The organism is Afipia sp. 1NLS2 (assembly GCF_000178995.1).
Taxonomy (GTDB): Bacteria; Pseudomonadota; Alphaproteobacteria; order Rhizobiales; family Xanthobacteraceae; genus Afipia.
In genome coordinates, this window is the sequence record NZ_ADVZ01000005.1 from 145,616 (window position 1) to 164,906 (window position 19,291).

Genomic DNA, 19,291 nt, shown 5'->3' on the forward strand with positions numbered 1-19,291 from the left:
AAAGGATGTTCCATGACTGAACAATTGCCCGGCTTCTCCACCCTCGCCATTCATGCGGGCGCGCAACCCGACCCGACCACCGGCGCACGCGTGACGCCGATCTATCAGACGGCCTCTTTCGTCTTCAACGATGCCGATCATGCCGCTTCGCTGTTCGGCCTGCAGACCTTCGGCAACATCTACACGCGCCTCGGCAACCCGACGACGGCGGTGCTGGAGGAGCGTGTCGCCGCGCTTGAGGGCGGCACCGCGGCGGTTGCGGCCGCCTCCGGCCACGCCGCGCAGGTGATGGCGTTCCACACGCTGTTGCAGCCCGGCGATGAGTTCATCGCCTCGCGCCGCCTGTATGGCGGATCGATCAACCAGTTCACCCACGCCTACAAGAATTTCGGCTGGAACGTGGTGTGGGCGGATTCGGATGACATCAGCACGTTCGAGCGCGCGGTGTCGCCCAAGACCAAAGCGATCTTCGTGGAGTCGGTCGCCAATCCCGGCGGCGCGATTACCGATCTCGAAGCGGTGGCGGAAGTCGCGCGCAAGGCAAAGGTGCCGTTCATCGTCGATAACACACTGGCCTCGCCCTACCTCCTCAAGCCGATCGATCACGGCGCGGACATCGTAGTGCATTCGCTGACCAAGTTCCTTGGCGGCCACGGCAATTCGCTCGGCGGAATCATCGTGGATGCGGGTACGTTCGACTGGACGGCCAGCGGCCGCTATCCCCTGCTGAGCGAGCCGCGTCCGGAATATCACGGCATCCGGATGCACGAGACCTTCGGCAATTTCGCCTTCGCCATCGCCGTGCGCGTGCTGGCGTTGCGCGACCTCGGCCCCGCGATCTCGCCGTTCAACTCATTCATGATCCTGACCGGGATCGAGACGCTGGCGCTGCGCATGCAGCGTCATGTCGACAACACCAAGGCCATCACCGAATGGCTGTCGAAACATCCCGCCGTGTCATGGGTGAATTACGCGAGCCTGCCGGGCGACCGCTATTACAACCTCGCGCGCAAATACACGCCGAAGGGCGCGGGCGCTGTGTTCACCTTCGGGTTGAAGGGCGGCTATGAGGCAGGCATCAGCCTCGTCTCGAATGTGAGGCTGTTCTCTCACCTTGCCAATATCGGCGACACCCGCTCGCTCATCATCCATCCCGCCTCGACCACGCATAGCCAGCTTACCGACGAGCAGAAGACCATGGCGGGCGCAGGTCCCGACGTGGTGCGGCTGTCGATCGGCATCGAGGACAAGGAAGACCTGATCGCCGATCTCGAACAGGCGCTCAACGTTCCGTACTGAGGATCATCCAACACGACAAAAAGCGGCGCCGGTTATGGCGCCGCTTTTCTTTCGCGCATTGAAATTCGGCTATGTCGCCCCGGCGGCCTTGTCGCGGCGAACGAGACGGTTGTTGCGCTGGACCACTGCAAAACTCGCCACCGCGAACAGGATCACCAGCAACTGCGCCGAGACCGCCTCAAGCGTCGGATTGAGACCGATGGTTTCCATCCACCCGAAACCATGGAGCGGCGTGAACGGCACGATGGCCTGCTCCTGGAATTCCTGCATCGCCTCGCCGATGAACTTGATGCCCATCAGGAACAGGAAGGCCGAGGTGACAATAAACAACGGCCGCAACGGAATCCGCTGCGCCACCAGATTGATGAAATAGAACAGCACCGCGAGCGCCAGCGCGGCGGCCAAAAGCCCGCCGAACAGGCCAGCGCTCCAGCCGCCTTCGGTCGCGGCGAGTGCTGTGATGAACAAAACCGTTTCCGCGCCCTCGCGAAACACCGCAAGGAACGCCAGCAGCCCCACCGCCCAGCCGGTGTCTCGCGCCAGCGCGTGGTCGGCCTTGTGGGCAAGGTACTCCTTCCAGCCCTTGGGGTCCTGCTTGTTCCATAGCCAGCCGCTGACATAGAGCATCAGCCCTGCCGCGACGAGAATGACGATGCCTTCCATCAGGTCGCTGTGCTCGCCGGAATTGAGCACGGCGAACAGCCAGGCCGCGATCAGGCTCGCGCCAATCGCCACCAGCGCGCCGAGATAGAGCGCGCCGACGCGATGCCCGCCATCCACCTTACGCAGATAAGCCGCGAGCGCCGCGATCACGAGCATGGCCTCAAGGCCCTCGCGCAGCAGAATGACGGCAGCCTGGATGAATGCGTTCGACATCGGAAATAGACTCCGCAAGCGCCAATTGCTTATGCGCGCGCCTTCGCATGTAAAGACGGTGACGCACGACTACGAGAGGGCAGCGATTTAGAATTCGTCGAGAATGCAAATTAGCGAAGCGCAGGCACGAGCCCCTGCTCCACCGGGCTTTCCACATGATGAAGGCGATAGGCCTGCAGCAGCGTGAATGTCAGCACCACGATCGCGGTCGCCTGATGCAGCAGGCCGAGGGAGATCGGTACCTGATGCAGCAGCGTGAAAATGCCGATCACGAGCTGAAGGCTCAGTGCGGCCATCAGCCATGCTGCGCCGCGGATCACGGCAGGCGATGCCTTGCTGCGGATCACGTCGACGAGGTGCAGCAGCGCCACCCCGAACAGCGTGTAGGCGATCATCCGGTGGGTGAATTGCACCGTCAGCGTGCTGTCGAAGAAATTGCGCCACCATGGCTGCTCGAAGAACAACTGGTCGAGCGGCGGAATGAACCCGCCATCGATGTCAGGCCAGGTGTTGTAGATCTTGCCTGCGCGCAGGCCAGCCACCAGCGCGCCGAAATACAATTGCAGGAACACAAGCCCCAGCAAAATCTTGCTGGTCAGCACGGCCCGCGCGCTGGCGAGGGCCTTTGTCGCACGCGGCGCAAGGCCGCGCATGGTCCAGACGATCGCAGAGAAGATCAGCAGCGCGAGAAGAAAGTGAATCGCAAGCCGGTATTGCGAGACGGAAACGCGTGCGGTCAGCCCCGACTTCACCATCCACCAGCCGACGGCGCCCTGCAGCCCGCCGAGCGCGAACAGCACCCACAGCCGCCGCTTCAAGGCGTGGCCTAGGCCGCCGCGCATCAGGAAATACAGAAACGGAAAGAAGAACACCGCACCGATGCTGCGCGCGAGCAGCCGGTGCGTCCATTCCCACCAGAAGATGGTCTTGAACTCGGACAGGCTCATCCCCGCGTTCATTTCGCGATATTGCGGAATCTGCTTGTAGGCCTCGAATTCCTGATCCCACGCATGGGCGCTCAAGGGCGGCACCATGCCCGAGACCGGATTCCATTGCGTGATCGAGAGACCGGATTCGGTCAGCCGCGTCGCTCCGCCGACCAGCAATGTGCCGATAATCATCGCGGCCACAATTCCGAGCCAGATGCGGATCGGGCGCCGCGACGGCGTCGTGGCGGAACGGGTATCATCGAGGGTGTCGGTCATGGAGATATAAGGTCCGCTGGGGAAGGCTTGATCGGCCGGACGCGGCCCTTATAGTCCCCCCGCTTTGCGGCGCAAGGCGCGCATCCACGCAGGCTCCCGATTTCATGAAGATCAGAACGCGAAAATTCATCGGAACCATAGGCTTGCTCGTTCTCGTCGTGGTGTGGTCGCTGCTCGGAATGGCGATCGCGCAGACGCCGTGGCTCGCCGCTTCGCGGCTGGCGCAGGCCATTTTCTATGTGGTCGCGGGTCTGGGCTGGGTTCTGCCGGCCATGCCGCTGATTGCGTGGATGGCACGGCCGGACGCGCCGACGGCCTGAAAGCCCTCGGCCCGGTTCCGCAAACCCTGATTCATTACCCTTTGTTGACGTTTATTTGAAAAGGTCGACCGGTCAGGGGTGGCAGGCCCCTGCACGATCCGTCCTGACAACAAGGTTTGCAATGGCTAGCGTCGCTGAGCACGAAAACCAAGCCGCCTATGCGCGCGCTGGGGCCGTCAGCGCCGTTACCAGCGTTGCCATCTATGGCAGCCTTGCGGAGGCGGAAGCAATCTGGCGCGGGATGGAGACGCCCGATTATCTCCACACCTCCTTTCAACGCTTCGATTTTCTCAACGCCTGGCAGGCTCATGCCGGCGCGCATCTGAATATAAAACCGCTCATCGTCGTCGCCTCCGACCGCGGGGGCCGCCCCCTGATACTGCTGCCGCTCGGCTCGGTCCGGGAGAATGGCGTGAACATCGCGCGCTTTCTCGGCGGCAAACATCCGACATTCAACATGGGCCTGTGGCGGCGCGACTTCGCGGCTTCCGCCTGCAAAGCCGACATCGATACGATTCTCGCCGCGATTGTGGCCCATGGCGACCGGATCGACCTGCTGGCGCTGACGCAACAACCGGAGCGATGGGACGGCGTTCTCAATCCGCTGGCGCATTTTTCACGCCAACTTTCAGCGAACGCTTGCCCGCTGTTGCGCATGCCACCCGGAGCGCACCCGGAAGACATCATCAGTTCCGGTTTTCGCCGCCGCATCCGCGCGAAGGAAAAGAAGCTGAAGGCGCTGCCCGGCTATCGCTTTTTCCTCGCCCGCACCGACGAGGACATCACGCGCGTCCTCGACGCGTTCTTCACCATCAAGCCGTTGCGCATGGCCGCGCAGAATCTGCCGAACGTGTTTGCCGATCCGGGCATCGAAGCCTTCATCCGCACCGCCTGCCTGTCCAAGGCCCCTAATGACGGGCGCGCCATCGCGATCCACACACTGGAATGCGACAATGAAATTATCGCGATGTTCGCAGGCGTTGCCGATGGCCATCGTATCTCGATGATGTTCAACACCTACACGATGTCCGAGAATGCAAAGTACAGCCCCGGCCTGATCCTGCTGCGTAACATCATCGACCATTATACCGAACTCGGCTATTGCGCCTTCGATCTCGGCATCGGCTCGGATGACTACAAGCGCTGGTTCTGCAAGGACGATGAGCCGATCTTCGACAGCTTCATTCCGCTCAGCGCCTATGGGCGACTGGCGGCGCTCGGCATGTCATCGCTCAATCACGCCAAGCGCATGGTGAAGCAGAATCCGGCCCTGGTGGCCATGGCGCACCGGCTGCGCGCAGCTCTGCATCGCTGACGCAAGGCCGCGCTTCACCCACCGTCAAACACAATCGGTGACTGAACTCAGGCCGCCGCAACCTCTTCCGGCGCGGCTTCGCTCGTGGGCGTGCGGTTGAGGATGCTCACCGCGACAAAGCCGGATGCCATCAGTTGCGCGCGCATGGTCGCCTTCGCGGCCTCCGGAAGGCCGGGGGCCGGCAGGATCACGGCGTGGGCCTGCGAGGCAATCAGCGATGACGGAAGACCGGTCGCGGTGCCCGCGTCCAGTACCACATGGTCGTAAGTCTGCATCAGCGCATCGAGCGCCATGACAACGCGCGGCGACGTCAGCAAAGCGTGATCCGGCTGGATGCCCGCGCCGATCACATGCACCGGCGAACGCGTATCGCGGTTGATGATCTGCCCGAACGAGGCGACGCCCCTGGCGAGATCGCTCAAGCCCGGCGTCTGCGAAACTGCATCCGCCGCCGCGGGCGACAGGCCAATCAGCAAAACTTTTGAATCGCGCGACAACTGCCGCGCCAGCGCCAGCGCCGTGTTGGAGACATCTTCTGCCGCACCCGCTCCAATCAGCGTGATCTTGCGCGCACGTTCACCATTCGCACGGAGCGATTCCGCCAATCGCTCGATCTGCGACTGCACCGACAGCACAGGCTGAATCCCGCCGAACGGTTCAGCCACATATGCCTCGTCTCTCGGCGCGCCCCACGGCGCCGCCATGCGAAGAAGCTCAGCGGTCGCGATATAGCCGCCGGTGAGCATCATCGTCATCAGCGTTGCGATCAGCACGATCGGCAGCTTCTTCGGATAAGCGGGCGTGTTGGAGACGATGGCGCGGGAAATGATGCGGCCATCGGCGGGCGCGGAATCGATGCTCTCACGCGCCGTCGCTTCGCGATACTTCGCAAGGTAGGTCTCCAGAAGATCACGCTGCGCTTTCGCCTCGCGCTCCAGCGCGCGCAACTGCACCTCCTCGCCGTTGCTGGAGGTCGCATGTGCCTTCAACTGGTCGAGACTCGCACTCAGGCTGTCCATCCTCGCACCCGCGATACGTGCATCGTTTTCAAACGCGCGCGACAGCTTGCCCGCCTCCTCGCGAATCTGCCGGTCGAGATCGGCGATCTGCGCCTTCAGTTCCTTGATGCGGGGATGGCGATCCATCAGCGTGGACGATTGTTCGGCCAGTTGCGCGCGCAGCGTGACACGTTGCTCGCTGAGCCGGCGCACCAGATCGGAATTCAGAACCTCGGAGGCCTCGATCGGCCGGCCGCTGTTCAGCATGTCACGGATCGAACGCGCACGCGCTTCCGCATCGGCCTTCTGCGCACGCGCATTGTTGAGTTGCGTGTTCAACTCGCCGAGTTGCTGGTTGGAGAGCGTGGTGTTGTTGGTGCCGATAAACAGATTGGATTTGGAGCGGAATGCCTCGACACGATCCTCGGCGTCGGCAACCTTCCTGCGCAAATTATCGATTTCGCCCGACAGCCACTGGCCGGCCGCCTTGGCCTGCTCCTGCCGTCCGGCCTGCTGCATCACCAGATAGCCGTCCGCAATTGAGTTCGCGACCCGCTCCGCGAGTTTCGGATCGCGCGACTGGAATTCGACGACCATGACGCGCGACTTGTCGACCGCATAGGCGGTGAGACGCTCGTAATAGGCGCCCAGCACCCGCTCCTCCGGCGTCATGCGGAACGGATCGCGACCGATGCCGAACAACGACAGCAGGGATTTCAGCGGCGAAATGCCGTTCAGCACCGGATCGAACTCCGGCAGCTTGTCGAGATGGTTCTTCTTGATGACGTCGATCGCGAGATCCCGCGACAGCAGCAACTGCACCTGGCTCGTCACCGCCGCATCGTCAAGCGCGGCACGCTCCTCGCTGCGCTCGCCGTTCGGACGCAGGAAGATGTTTTCGCGGCCATCGATCAGGATCCGCGCTTCGGACTTGTAGCGCGGCGTGACAACGTTAACGGCGGCCATCGACAGCACGAACACCACCGCCGTCGGCACCAGCACCCATTTGCGCTTGTCGACGAGCGCCTGCCAGATCAGTCTTAAATCGAGATCGCCAAGACGCGGCTTGGATACCACCTTGGACGCCGGCTTCGCGGCGGAGGCTGTCGCGGGAGCCATGTACCGACGAAAAGCGCCTGCAGCACCTTTCAGCCGGTCACGCAAATACGCCACACGCATCAACAGCTCCCGCTACGCTCACACAACTGGTACGGCGCGATTACAGTCCATTAAGGTTGCTGCGCGGTTAATATTGCGCACGTCATGCTTTTTAAACGCGGACGGGCTAAGCAAAAGCCATGCCCTTCCCTGACCGCCCTCTCCGCATTCTGCACGCCGTCCGCGCGCCTGTTGGCGGCATCATCCGTCACATTCTCGATCTCGCGGAGGGACAGGCCGAGCGCGGCCACGAGGTCGGCATCCTGGCCGACAGCCTGACTGGCGGCGAGCGTGCCGACGCGGCGTTGAAAGCCATCGCACCGAAGATGAAGCTCGGCATCTATCGCCTTGCCATTCGCCGCGAACCGCACCCCGCCGACCCGGTCACGGCGCTAAGATTCCTCCAGCTTGCGCGCATGCTCAAGCTCGACGTGCTGCACGGCCATGGCGCGAAGGCAGGCGCATTCGTCCGCCTCAAGGGCGCATCGAAAGACACCATCAGGATTTACACCCCGCATGGTGGGTCACTGCACTACCGGCCCGAAACGCTGAAAGGCGCGTTCTATACGAGGCTCGAGCGCGCCTTGATGAACCGCACTGACCTCTTCCTGTTTGAAAGCGGCTTTGCGCGCGACACCTACGAGCGCGTGGTCGGTAAGCCGTCCGGCCTCGTGCGCTGCGTCTTCAATGGCGTCGGCGCCAATGAATTCGATCCGGTACCGCTGGCCGAGGATGCGACCGATCTCGTCTATGTCGGAGAGTTCCGCCACATCAAGGGCGCCGATCTGCTGATCGAAGCCGTGGCGCGGCTGCGTGCCAACGGCAGGCCCGTGACGCTCACGCTTGCCGGAGACGGCGAGGAAACCGCAACTCTCAAGGCGCTCGTCGCCCGGCACAAGCTGGGTGACGCGGTGCGCTTCATCGGTCACGTCAAGGCGCGCTTCGGCTTCTCGAAAGGCCGCCTGCTGATTGTACCGTCGCGCGGGGACTCGATGCCCTATGTGGTGATCGAAGCCGCCGCCGCCGGCGTGCCACTGCTCGCCGCCAATGTCGGCGGCATTCCGGAAATCTTCGGCCCCTTCAAGGAAGCACTGTTTGCCCCGGACAATGTCGAGGCCATGGCGGATGCCATCGCGGCTGCTCTCGACAACCCCAATGTCGCCCGCGAGCGCAGTAAGGCGCTGCGCGAGCGCATCTTCATGAACTTCTCACAGAAGGCGATGGTCGACGGCGTGCTGGATGCCTATCGGGATACCTTCAACCTTCGTTAACACCCAATGGGAATAACGGATTGTTCTGATTTGTCCGGTATCCGGTCGGGCATCGCGCAAGGCGCGAAACAGGCGGATTTGCAGGCGTGGAAGCGAGTGATCTTCAGGTAAAGGCTGATGCGGCCGCAGTGGGTGCTGCGCCTGCGATGGCAGGCCGCGCCTATCCGTTCGAGCGCCGCCGCAGGCTTTCACCTGCCGCGCTGGCTGTCACCAACGAGAAGGTCCATTCCGCCTATTCGAGCGTCGTCATCAACGGCGTGGTCCGCGCCGCCGATTTCGTTTGCCTCAGCATCGTCGGCATCGCCTCTTATCTCGGTTATGTCGTGCCGATCGACGGCTTCTCCTGGACGCCGGTCTGGGCCGTTCTGGCGATGTCGCTTGTCGCCGTCATCAGTTTTCAGGCCGCCGAGGTCTACGACATCGAGATCTATCGCGGGCGGCTGCGGCAGTTCACGCGCCTGATATCGTCCTGGGCTTTCGTGTTCCTGCTGTTCATCGGTGTGTCGTTCTTCGCCAAGTTCGGCGATACCGTCTCCCGCGTCTGGCTGGTGACGTTCTTCGTATTCGGCTTCATCGCACTCAGCATGGAGCGCATGATGTTGCGCTCGCTGGTACGCAGATGGGCGCGTGAAGGCAGACTCGGCCGCCGCACCATCATCGTCGGCTCCGACGAGAATGGCGAACATTTGATCGAGGCATTGCGCCAGCAGGACGATTCCGATCTCAAGCTGCTCGGTGTATTCGACGACCGCAACGATACGCGCGCGCTCGACACCTGCGCGGGCCTTCCCAAGCTCGGCAAGGTCAACGACATTCTCGAATTCGCCCGCCGCACCCGCGTCGATCTCGTGCTGTTCGCGCTGCCAATTTCGGCCGAGAGCCGCATTCTCGACATGCTGAAGAAGCTGTGGGTGCTGCCGGTGGACATTCGCCTGTCCGCCCACACCAACAAGCTGCGCTTCCGGCCGCGCTCTTATTCCTACATCGGCTCGGTGCCGACGCTCGGCATGTTCGAGCAACCGATTACCGACTGGGATATGGTGATGAAATGGGTGTTCGACCGCTTCGTCGGCGCCCTTCTGCTCGTCCTGCTGGCGCCGGTGATGGCGCTGGTCGCGCTCGCGATCAAGCTCGACAGTCCCGGCCCCGTGCTGTTCCGTCAGAAGCGCTTCGGTTTCAACAACGAGCGCATCGACGTCTTCAAATTCCGCTCTCTCTATCATCATCAGGCCGATCCGCTGGCGGCCAAGGTCGTGACCAAGAACGATCCGCGCGTGACGCGCGTCGGCCGCATCATCCGCAAGACCAGCCTCGACGAACTGCCGCAGCTTTTCAACGTGGTCTTCAAGGGCAATCTGTCGATCGTTGGCCCCCGCCCCCATGCGGTGCAGGGCAAACTGCAAAGCCGCCTGTTCGACGAAGCGGTGGACGGCTATTTCGCGCGCCATCGCGTCAAGCCGGGCATTACCGGCTGGGCGCAGATCAACGGCTGGCGCGGCGAGATCGACAACGAGGAAAAAATCCAGAAACGCGTCGAGTTCGATCTCTATTACATCGAGAACTGGTCGCCGCTGTTCGATCTCTACATCCTGTTGAAAACGCCGTGGGCGTTGATCAAGGGCGAGAACGCCTATTGAGCGCACCGGCGGAGGCCCGGCGATGACCTTCGCCACCGATCACCTGCTCGCCACGCATCGCCTCGCGCCGCCTCGCGTGCGCGCCATCCAGCATGCCCTGATGTGGATCGCGGGCGTCGGCGGCTCGCTGGTGTTCATCGAGCCGAGCCCCTACGAACTCGCGACGCTGGCTGGCATCATTTTCTTCTACGCCACCGGCCTGAGGATGCGCCCCGTGTTCCTGCCGCTGCTCATCATGCTGGTGATGCTGAATTTCGGCTACACAATCTGCTCGATCGATCTGATGGACCAGTCCCAGATCGTGAACTGGATCGCGACCTCGTGGTACATGGCGATCACCGCGTTCTTCTTCGCGCTGGTGCTTGCCGAAGATACCGAAAAGCGGCTCGACCTTCTGCAACGCGGCCTGATTATCGGCGGCGTGATCGCGGGCGGCTCCGGCGTCGCCGGTTACTTCCATCTCGTGCCCGGCGGCTACGATCTGCTGACGCTGTACGGGCGCGCGCGCGGCACGTTCAAGGATCCGAACGTGCTGTCGGCCTTCCTCATCCTGCCCGCATTGCTCGCGCTGCAAAACGTCATCACGGCCCCGTTCTTCAAATCGCTCCGCAATGCGCTGGCGTTCGGCATCATCGCGCTCGCTCTGCTGCTGGCATTCTCGCGCGCCGCCTGGGGCCAGCTCGTCTTCACAGCGATCTTCATGGTGGCGCTGATGTACCTGACGAGCCGGTCGCGCTCGCAGCAAAGCCGCATCGTGCTGACCGCGATCGCCGCCGTCGCCGCGCTGGCGCTGGCACTCGCCGTGCTTCTGTCGTTTGATTCCATCGACAGCCTGTTCAAGGAACGCGCGAGCCTGCACCAGACTTACGACAGCGGCCGCTACGGCCGGTTCGGCCGCCATATTCTCGGCTTCCAGATGGCGCTCGACCTGCCATTCGGCATCGGCCCGTTGCAGTTCAGGCGGTTCTTCCCGGAGGACACGCATAATTCCTTCCTCAACGCCTTCATGTCAGGCGGCTGGATTTCCGGCATCCTGTTCCCGACGCTGGTCTTCGTCACGGTGGCGATGGGCTTCCGGCTGGTTTTCGTGCGGGTGCCGTGGCAGCGCACCTATCTCGCATTCTTCTGCGCATTCCTCGGCACTGTCGGCGAGGCCTTCATCATCGACGTCGACCACTGGCGGCATTTCTGGCTGATGCTGGGCGCGATGTGGGGATTTGCTGCGGCGACCTACGAATACAAGACCCGCAGCATGGCGGCACGAGGCGACGTCGGACTGTTACCGCCGTAGCGCGGGCAGCCGGATCGACGACAGGCGTTCACGCCATCTTGCGAACTGCGCCGTGAGGTTCGCCGGCGGATCGACCACCACGCCCTTGAGGATCATCCAGATACTCACGCCCGCAACAATCATCAGCATGGCGTACTGAACAACAATCGCACCGGGGCGCGAGACGCCGATGGTCGAGCAGGCATATCCCCCGATACGCACCACAAGAACGAGCAGGACAAGTGCCGAGACCGCAAAATTCCGTCCCTGTCGCGTCGTCCGTGGCGGGCCCAGAAAGGCGAACGCCAGAATCACGAATACGAACGGATAAAGACCGGCCAGCAAGCGGTCATGAAGCTCGGCGCGGAACTGCCCGAGGCTGCGCTGCGCAACGGCGTCATCCTTCGGCGGTGAAATCAGCTCGCCGATGAAACGCTCGCGGGCATTGTAGTTGTAAGTCTGCGGCGCCTGCGAGAACTGCGACATGTCGAAAGCGTAGCTCTTGAAGGCGACGATCAGGGGGTCCTTCTTGTCCGCCTGGAAGCGCTGCAGGTTGCCGTCGCTGAGCACCAGAAACGAGCCCTTGTCGGTCTTCTGCACCACGCCGTTTTGCGCCGTGATGTTGATGCGCTCCGCCGGATTGCGCTGATCGTCGATGAACACACCGACCAGCACGCCGCCGGGCCTGCGCTCCTGCACGCGCAGCACCAACTTGTCGAGCCGGATGAACTGCCCCGGCTGCAACACGTTCGCGAGCACGTCCGCGCCGATCTCGGTGTGCCAGCGCCGCAGCGCGCGCAGGCATTCCGGCGCAAGGAAGATCGCGAGAAACGAAATCAGGCAGGCGACGATCACCGTCGAAACCATGAACGGGCGCAGGAACCGCCACGGCGACAGCCCGGCGGCATTCATCACGATGACTTCGGAATCGGCCGAAAGACGGTTGAGCGTGTGCGTCACCGCCAAAAGCATCGCCAGAGGCGCGATGATCAACGCCAGCACGGGAATCGCAAGCCCGGTGATGCCGAGGAACACCAGCACGGTCTGGCCTTGCGCCGTCATCAGGTCGATGCCGCGCAACGCCTGCGTCACCCAGATCACACCGGTCAGCGATACCAGCACGATCAGGAACGACAACAGCGTCAGCCGCACCACATAGGCGTCGATCGCGCCCAGCAGACGGCGCGGAGATATGAGGGAGAGAACCGTCAGGGCAAGGTTCCTCTGTTGAGGGCACTTGTTTCGGAAATCCGGTTTTCCATCATCAACCCGCGAGCCATTGGCGAGGCGTCATCATAACGAAAATCCGCCACGCCCGCGATCAAACCGGAGGCACACCGCGGGGCGATGTCCTCCGCAGGCCAATTTTGGCTATAAAGCCCTGCACTTAAAATACAAGGCAAATCAACGTCATCCGGCACGCACAACTGCTAGCCGAACGGCTCGCCGCCGCCCGGCCAATGCCGCGATGATGAGCCAGCCTATCGCCGCAGCGAGATCGCAAGCCCGCTCAGATCGGCATTCACCATCAAGCCGGCCTGACGGCCCTGCATGGTCAGCACCGCACCCTTTTCGTTGGTCAGAACGATGGCGCTGACACCACGAACCGCCGCGACACCAGCACCTGCTGCGCCATAAACGCCCGCGACATCTGATGGCCTCGTGATGTTGCTGACCGTGCCGACAAGATCGGTCTTCGAGGCGCCGAACACGAGGCCCGCGCTCAGGCCACCGATCGACAGCGGATAGCGGCGGCCATGAAACACCAGCGTACCGCTTCCGCCCGAGGCGCCGATGAACCAGCCACCCTTGAGCACGGAGATGCGGATCGTGCCGCTATCGGCGTGGGCCGCGGAGGCAAAACCCGCCCCAAGGACAACAGCCAATGCAACAACCCATTTTCGCAGCCGGATGGAGAGCATCGCTTTCACCTTCTGTTTTGCGCGGAAGAATCGGCACCGCTGATAGCGAAGGATAAAGCGCCTTCAAGATTCGAAGCAACTGCAGGCACGATGGCTGGCGCCGGAAAAGCATGCCACCGCCGCGAGGCAGACCCCGGCAGCCCTCCAAGTTGCTCTCGACATTCCTTTGAAAAATGGTCGGAGCGGCGGGATTTGAACCCACGACCCCTAGTCCCCCAGACTAGTGCGCTAACCGGGCTGCGCCACGCTCCGACGATGGGCACTGATTAGGGAAATTGGCGGCATAAGGCAAGGCGAGAACCGGGCAAAACGACCCCGGCTACCGCCAGATCAGGGCCGGAAACCGCGGCCTCACCTAGACTGCCCACCCTTACGATACTCCGGATCGATCGCCGCTGCATTCCGCTCGATAAAGAACTTCGACGCGGCAGGCGTCAGATGACCATTATCCCAGGAGGTCGGCTGTCCACCACTGTCCGGAACAGTAATCAGACAGCTATTGCCCTTGCAGAAGGTCGCGGCCGGTGAAATGAACGTCACGTTTTCCGCAGCGGCGACGCGCTTCACCATATTCTCTGCCGCGAATGTCCACCACTCAAGATAGGCTGAATCCCATTCTGGAATTTTATCCGGCGCGGCGGAGCGCTTGAAGATACTGAACTGGAAATCCCGCAGCGGAATCACGGATGGCGCGATCTTCCATTGCGGCATCTGCCCGATGACAACGATGTGTTGCACACCCGCCGCCTTCAGCCAGTCGATCGTTCGGGTCAGCCTTTTCGCATCAACCAGGGCATATTTGCCTGTGCCGTCATAAACTATCCATCGCGCCGCGATGATAACGGTATCCGGCCGCAACAACGGGATCTTTTGTCGCGCGAGTTCATTCGCATCGTCGCAATAACGCGGAAGCGGCGCCGAACTATCCGCCATCGGAGCACAGCTAAATGCGATATAGCGCGCGAGACGGAAGTCCCGCCGCTCCTGTTGCAGGGCCTGTAAGCCGGCAATCAGATGAAAGGCATGTGAATCGCCCCAGACCAGAACGAGCGGTGCACCGGCTGGTCCGATCCCGTCGCATTCGGCGGATGGCCTGGTCTCGGCGCCGTACACGCACACCTGAGCGGCGGCATCCTTGCCCGCATCAATTACACGCTTCTGGATCTCGCGCGGAAAACGGTCCGGGAAGCCGTCTTTCGCGTACACCACCAAACCCAGGGACCCGCAGACAGCAAGAAGAACGGCAAGCGAAACCGCCTTGGTTGAGAGATGGCCGCCCGAGCGGAGCGGACGCTCGATAAACCTGTATGTGAGATGCGCAAGAACACCCGCCGCAACAATCAAGCCAATCGACATGATGACCGTCGGCTCTCTGTGGAAGCGGATGGTGCGGGCGAAAACCAGAAGCGGCCAATGCCACAGATAAAACGGGTAGCTGATCAGTCCGATATAGACCAGCGTGCGGTGACCCAGCATACGGTTCGCTCGCGCATTCTCGCCCGATGCAATCAGCAGAACCGTGCCGGCCACCGGCAACAACGCCCACCATCCAGGAAACGCCCTGTCGCGATCGACCACCATCATCGCTGTCGCGAGCAACAGCAATCCGGCCCATCCCATCCACGACTTGCCGTGAACAAAACCACCGGCGCGGGCATGAAGCAGTGCTAGAATTGACCCCGACCCCAATTCCCAGAAACGGCCCAGCGGCAGAAAGAACGCGCCAACAGGATCGTTCGCGGTCTGCACGACATTGCCGCCAAACGACAGGACCGTCAGCCCGATCGCAATCGCGAGCGCCGCGCGGTGGCGCACCAGCAGCATCAGGATCAGCGGCCAGACCAGATAGAACTGCTCCTCCACACCCAGCGACCAGATGTGCAGCAGCGGGTTGAATTCCGCGCTCGGCGCGAAGTAGTTCTGTTGCAGAAATAACGCGATGTTGGCGATAAAGCCCGCCGATGCCGCCGTGTTGAGGCCCAGCGCGCGATAGGCATCGGGCAGCATGAACAGAAAGCCCATCCCCAGCGAGACAAGCAGAACGAGAATGAGCGCCGGAAAGATGCGCCTGATTCTTCGCCCATAGAACGTTGCGACGCTGAACCGGCTTGCGGCGACATCCTGTCGGATCAGGCTGGTGATCAGAAAGCCGGAAATGACGAAGAACACATCGACGCCGACGAAGCCGCCGCGAAATACCGCCGGAAAATAGTGAAAGCCGACGACGAACAGAACGGCAATCGCCCGCAGGCCATCCACGTCTCGTCGATATGGTAATGACACGTCGATCAATCCCGCAGGCGTGACAAGACCAATTCAGGCTGACTTGGAATCGTCATGCGTGGGCTTGCCCCACGCATCCATCTAAAAAGAGGAGTCTCTTCAAGCAGATGAATTGCCGGGTCAAGCCCGGTAATGGCGGGGCTCGGTTCCATTCAAAGTGAAACCACTCTAGTGTCCCGAATCCGAAGTTCGCCTCACTAGGCAGCATCTTCTACAGCGAACTTCTGAATCACCACGCTGGGCTGCCATGCCGTCAGCCGCCCATGGCCCTGTCGAGCAGAGCACGCGCGCTCAACAGATCATCGAGAACGGATTTCAACTTGGCCTGCCCGTCTCCATGAGTCCGTGTCTGCTGAGGCCCCTTCTGCTGCAGACTTTGACGCACGCCCGGCGGCGCATACGCATCGGCTCCGTTGTGATGCGCGGAAGCCTGCATGACGGCAGGTTTCGTCACTGTCGCAACCGGCACTTCCGGAGCACGCCTGGCCGCAGCCGGCGGCATCGGGCCGATCCGCTCCGACATCGAAGGCACGAAATCCATCAAGGGCCGTAGCGGCGGGCTTTCGGTCTCAAGCTCGACCTCATTCGCCTCGTCGTCCATCTCCTCGGCGGCGTCGATCTCTGCCGTCTCGTACTCGTCGGAGGCGAATTCACGTGCCTCGTGTTGCGGTGCTTCCTCGAATGAGGGACCAGACAAAGAGGCTGGCGCGAGCGCTGCCTCATCGAGATTCTGGACAGCCTTGACGCCATGCTCGCGCAGAATGCGCTGCACGCCACGGATGGTGTAACCCTCGCCGTACAGCAGGCGACGGATTCCGCGCAGCAGTTCCACATCGTCGGGCCGGTAGTACCGGCGGCCGCCGCTGCGTTTCATCGGCTTGATCTGAACGAAGCGCGTTTCCCAAAATCGCAGCACGTGAGCCGGGATATCGAGATCGTCAGCCACTTCGCTGATGGTCCGAAATGCGTCCGGTGCCTTTTCCAAAAGGCAAGCCCCCTGTCAGAATCACGGCATGAATCATCCCGCTTCTGAAAGGGTAACGCTTTTTCGGATTTTCGGAAACGATTCGGTGCTTGCTGGACGAACGGAGGGAAGTTGCCGGGCGCCTGCCGGGTCTAGCCCGCAGCCGCGCTGGCGACGGCCGATTCATCCTTGGTGCCGGCACCGTTGTTGATGCGCTGCTTCAGGATTGCCGACGGCTTGAACACCATGACCCGGCGCGGCGAGATCGGGACCTCGGTCCCCGTCTTGGGGTTGCGGCCGATGCGCTCGCCTTTTTTGCGCACCATGAAGGAGCCGAACGAGGACAGCTTCACCGTTTCGCCCTTCTCAAGGCAGTCGGTGATCTCCTTGAGCACGAGTTCAACGAACGCAGCCGACTCTGTCCGCGACAGGCCGACCTTCTGGTAGACCGCCTCACATAAATCGACTCGTGTGACCGTTTTTCCGCTCTCGCTCATGATCCGAACCCCAGCTACAGCGTGCAAATTATGCTTAAAAATAAGAGGTTAGTTGCAACGGGTCAACCATGCTCATCATGCAACCGCATGATATTCGGACATAATAATCCGCGGCATTCGACCTAAATTTTACCAACGCAACAGGGCCGAGCCCCAGGTGAACCCTCCGCCCATCGCTTCCAGCATCACCAGATCGCCTCGCTTGATGCGTCCGTCATCGGCTGCCGTCGCAAGCGCCAATGGAATGGAGGCCGCCGACGTATTGCCGTGCCGGTCGACGGTCAGCACCACTTTTTGCGGCGCGATATCGAGCTTCTTGGCCGACGCATCGATGATCCGCTTGTTCGCCTGATGCGGAACAAGCCAGTCGATGTCGTTAGCCGTTGTTCCTGTCGCGGCGAAAGCATCGACGATGACATCCGTGATCATGCCGACGGCGTGCTTGAACACCTCGCGGCCTTCCATGCGCAGATGGCCGACGGTCTGCGTCGAGGACGGACCGCCATCGACGTACAATTTGTCCTTGTGGGCACCATCCGAGCGTAGATGGGTGGTGAGAATGCCCCGGTCGGCACTGGTGCCGGCCTGCGGCTGCGCCTCGAGAACCACAGCCCCCGCCCCGTCGCCGAACAGCACGCAGGTGCCACGGTCGTTCCAGTCGAGGATGCGGGAAAAGGTCTCCGCGCCAATCACCAGCGCTCGCTTGTAGGTGCCGGCTTTGAGGAAATTGTCGGCCGTCGCCAGCGCGAAAATGAAGCCGCTGCACACCGCTTGAAGGTCGAACGCAGCACCGTGATGGATGCCAAGCCCGTTCTGGATCTGCACGGCTGTTGCGGGAAAGGTATGGTCCGGCGTCGAGGTCGCGAGCACGATCAGGTCGATCGACTGCGCGTCGACTTTCGCGTCCGCGATCGCCGCCTGCGCCGCCTTGAGGCCGAGATGCGAGGTGAACTCGCCGTCCGCAGCGATGTGACGCTGGCGGATGCCTGTGCGCTGGACGATCCATTCATCCGAGGTCTCGACCATGCCGGCAAGCTCGGCATTGGACATCACGCGCTTGGGCAAATACGCGCCATGGCCGATCACAACCGAACGCATCACACTCACGAAACAGCCTCCTGCGCGGTCGGCATAAGGGTCAGCGACCCGCCGTCACGGTTGAGAGTTTGATTGATCTTTGTCAGGAGATCGTAGCGGACCATCTCATAGCCAACATCCACGGCGGACGCAAAGCCCTCGGCATCGGTGCCGCCATGGCTTTTGATCACAACGCCGTTGAGGCCGAGAAACACTCCGCCATTGACCTTGCGCGGGTCCATCTTGTCCCGCAGGGCCTTGAAGGCGCTCTTGGCGAACAGATAGCCGAGCTTGGAGCGCCAGGTGCGGCTCATCGCGCTGCGCAGATATTCGGCGATCTGGCGCGCGGTACCTTCCGCGGTCTTCAGCGCGATGTTGCCGGAAAAGCCTTCGGTGACGATCACGTCGGCGGCTCCCTTGCCGATGCCGTCACCCTCGACGAAGCCGATGAAGTCCAGCTCCGGCAGGTTCATGGAGCGCAGCAACTCGGCCGCCTCCTTCACCTCCTCGACGCCCTTGACCTCCTCCACCCCGATGTTGAGCAGGCCCACCGTCGGTCGTTCGATGTCGAACAGCACCCGCGCCATCGCGCTGCCCATGATCGCCAGCGAGGCCAGATGGCGGGCGTCGCCGCCGATCGAGGCGCCAACATCGAGCACCACGGACTCGCTGCGGATCGTCGGCCACACGCAGGCGATCGCCGGGCGGTCAATGCCGGGCAGCATGCGCAGGTTGAATCGCGACATCGCCATCAGTGCGCCGGTGTTGCCGGCGGATACGGCCACGTCGGCCTCACCCTTGCGCACGGCATCGAGCGCCAGCCACATCGAAGAGGTCTTGCGGCCACGGCGCAGCGCCTGGCTCGGCTTCTCCTCCATGGTGATGGCGACATCGGTGTGGACGACCTTTGAAGCCGCCTTGATGGCCGGATGAGCGTCGAGCTGCCGGTTGATCGCGGCGCTGTCGCCGAACAGGATGAATTCCGTGTCGGGATGCCGTGTCAGTGAGATTCCTGCGCCCGGGACCACCACGGGGGGGCCGAAATCGCCGCCCATGGCATCGAGCGCAATACGAACCTTCTGGGCCATGGCCGATGTAAGAACCTGATTGTGCAGCAAGCCCGATGAGTTTGCGACTGATCGGAAAACGAACCGCGATTGGCAATGCGAGACGGCTAGTGAGGGACAGTCATACCGCCG

16 protein-coding genes and 1 tRNA gene are annotated in these 19,291 nt (G+C 62.1%); 6 read left to right on the plus strand and 11 right to left on the minus strand.

Translation table 11 applies throughout. From position 1 onward, the window contains the following. Positions 1 to 12: 12 nt before the first annotated feature. Positions 13 to 1,299 carry an O-acetylhomoserine aminocarboxypropyltransferase gene (locus tag AFIDRAFT_RS16830; RefSeq protein WP_009340815.1) on the plus strand — a complete coding sequence of 429 codons (1,287 nt, stop codon included), beginning with the start codon at positions 13 to 15 and terminating at the stop codon, positions 1,297 to 1,299. A gap of 69 nt (positions 1,300 to 1,368) precedes the next feature. Here the strand turns inward: AFIDRAFT_RS16830 and AFIDRAFT_RS16835 are convergent, their stop codons facing one another. Both AFIDRAFT_RS16835 and AFIDRAFT_RS16840 read right to left on the minus strand, forming a co-directional pair. Next, on the minus strand, positions 1,369 to 2,175 hold the full coding sequence (locus AFIDRAFT_RS16835; protein ID WP_009340817.1) for an FTR1 family iron permease: 807 nt from the start codon (positions 2,173 to 2,175) through the stop codon (positions 1,369 to 1,371). 110 nt (positions 2,176 to 2,285) lie between these two features. Further along, a complete protein-coding gene (locus tag AFIDRAFT_RS16840; protein ID WP_009340819.1) occupies positions 2,286 to 3,380 on the minus strand; it encodes a COX15/CtaA family protein in 1,095 nt (364 codons plus the stop codon). A gap of 104 nt (positions 3,381 to 3,484) precedes the next feature. Between AFIDRAFT_RS16840 and AFIDRAFT_RS16845 the strand changes: the two genes are divergently transcribed. Together AFIDRAFT_RS16845 and AFIDRAFT_RS16850 are read left to right on the plus strand one after the other, a co-directional pair. Next, positions 3,485 to 3,700, plus strand: coding sequence for a DUF2842 domain-containing protein (locus tag AFIDRAFT_RS16845; RefSeq protein WP_009340821.1), 216 nt, complete (start codon positions 3,485 to 3,487; stop codon positions 3,698 to 3,700). Between the two features lie 121 nt (positions 3,701 to 3,821). Further along, complete coding sequence (locus AFIDRAFT_RS16850) at positions 3,822 to 5,015, plus strand: GNAT family N-acetyltransferase (protein WP_009340823.1); 1,194 nt, start codon at positions 3,822 to 3,824, stop codon at positions 5,013 to 5,015. 47 nt (positions 5,016 to 5,062) lie between these two features. Here AFIDRAFT_RS16850 and AFIDRAFT_RS16855 read toward each other — a convergent pair whose 3' ends face one another. Beyond that, a complete protein-coding gene (locus AFIDRAFT_RS16855; protein WP_009340825.1) occupies positions 5,063 to 7,192 on the minus strand; it encodes a GumC family protein in 2,130 nt (709 codons plus the stop codon). 119 nt (positions 7,193 to 7,311) lie between these two features. Between AFIDRAFT_RS16855 and AFIDRAFT_RS16860 the strand changes: the two genes are divergently transcribed. The 3 genes from AFIDRAFT_RS16860 to AFIDRAFT_RS16870 all read left to right on the plus strand — a co-directional run bounded on the left by AFIDRAFT_RS16860 (position 7,312) and on the right by AFIDRAFT_RS16870 (position 11,370). Beyond that, the gene (locus AFIDRAFT_RS16860) at positions 7,312 to 8,442 is read left to right on the plus strand and encodes a glycosyltransferase family 4 protein (protein WP_009340827.1); all 1,131 of its coding nucleotides are present in this window, start codon (positions 7,312 to 7,314) and stop codon (positions 8,440 to 8,442) included. A gap of 146 nt (positions 8,443 to 8,588) precedes the next feature. Further along, a complete protein-coding gene (locus AFIDRAFT_RS16865; protein ID WP_050789623.1) occupies positions 8,589 to 10,079 on the plus strand; it encodes an undecaprenyl-phosphate glucose phosphotransferase in 1,491 nt (496 codons plus the stop codon). A 22-nt stretch (positions 10,080 to 10,101) separates the two neighbouring features. After that, on the plus strand, positions 10,102 to 11,370 hold the full coding sequence (locus AFIDRAFT_RS16870; RefSeq protein ID WP_009340829.1) for an O-antigen ligase family protein: 1,269 nt from the start codon (positions 10,102 to 10,104) through the stop codon (positions 11,368 to 11,370). Here AFIDRAFT_RS16870 and lptF read toward each other — a convergent pair. From lptF to plsX, 8 genes are all read right to left on the minus strand, one after another. Next, positions 11,359 to 12,525: an LPS export ABC transporter permease LptF gene (gene lptF / locus AFIDRAFT_RS16875; protein ID WP_040298623.1), complete on the minus strand. Its 1,167-nt coding sequence runs from the start codon at positions 12,523 to 12,525 to the stop codon at positions 11,359 to 11,361. The two genes, AFIDRAFT_RS16870 and lptF, sit on opposite strands and share 12 nt — an antisense overlap. A 305-nt stretch (positions 12,526 to 12,830) precedes the next feature. Continuing rightward, positions 12,831 to 13,271 (minus strand): lipid-binding SYLF domain-containing protein, encoded by a 441-nt coding sequence (locus AFIDRAFT_RS16880; RefSeq protein WP_009340831.1) that lies wholly within the window; start codon positions 13,269 to 13,271, stop codon positions 12,831 to 12,833. A 174-nt stretch (positions 13,272 to 13,445) separates the two neighbouring features. Then, positions 13,446 to 13,523: transfer RNA gene (locus AFIDRAFT_RS16885), tRNA-Pro, on the minus strand. 99 nt (positions 13,524 to 13,622) lie between these two features. Continuing rightward, entirely contained in the window at positions 13,623 to 15,554 is a 1,932-nt protein-coding gene (locus AFIDRAFT_RS16890) for an acyltransferase family protein (protein WP_040298716.1), read from the minus strand. Between the two features lie 253 nt (positions 15,555 to 15,807). Then, the gene (locus AFIDRAFT_RS16895) at positions 15,808 to 16,539 is read right to left on the minus strand and encodes a MerR family transcriptional regulator (protein ID WP_009340833.1); all 732 of its coding nucleotides are present in this window, start codon (positions 16,537 to 16,539) and stop codon (positions 15,808 to 15,810) included. A gap of 131 nt (positions 16,540 to 16,670) precedes the next feature. Beyond that, positions 16,671 to 17,015: an integration host factor subunit alpha gene (locus tag AFIDRAFT_RS16900; protein ID WP_009340834.1), complete on the minus strand. Its 345-nt coding sequence runs from the start codon at positions 17,013 to 17,015 to the stop codon at positions 16,671 to 16,673. A gap of 129 nt (positions 17,016 to 17,144) precedes the next feature. Then, on the minus strand, positions 17,145 to 18,122 hold the full coding sequence (locus AFIDRAFT_RS16905) for a beta-ketoacyl-ACP synthase III (RefSeq protein WP_009340835.1): 978 nt from the start codon (positions 18,120 to 18,122) through the stop codon (positions 17,145 to 17,147). Continuing rightward, positions 18,119 to 19,180 (minus strand): phosphate acyltransferase PlsX, encoded by a 1,062-nt coding sequence (gene plsX / locus AFIDRAFT_RS16910; RefSeq protein WP_009340837.1) that lies wholly within the window; start codon positions 19,178 to 19,180, stop codon positions 18,119 to 18,121. The genes AFIDRAFT_RS16905 and plsX overlap by 4 nt, the downstream gene beginning before the upstream one ends. Positions 19,181 to 19,291 lie beyond the last annotated feature (111 nt).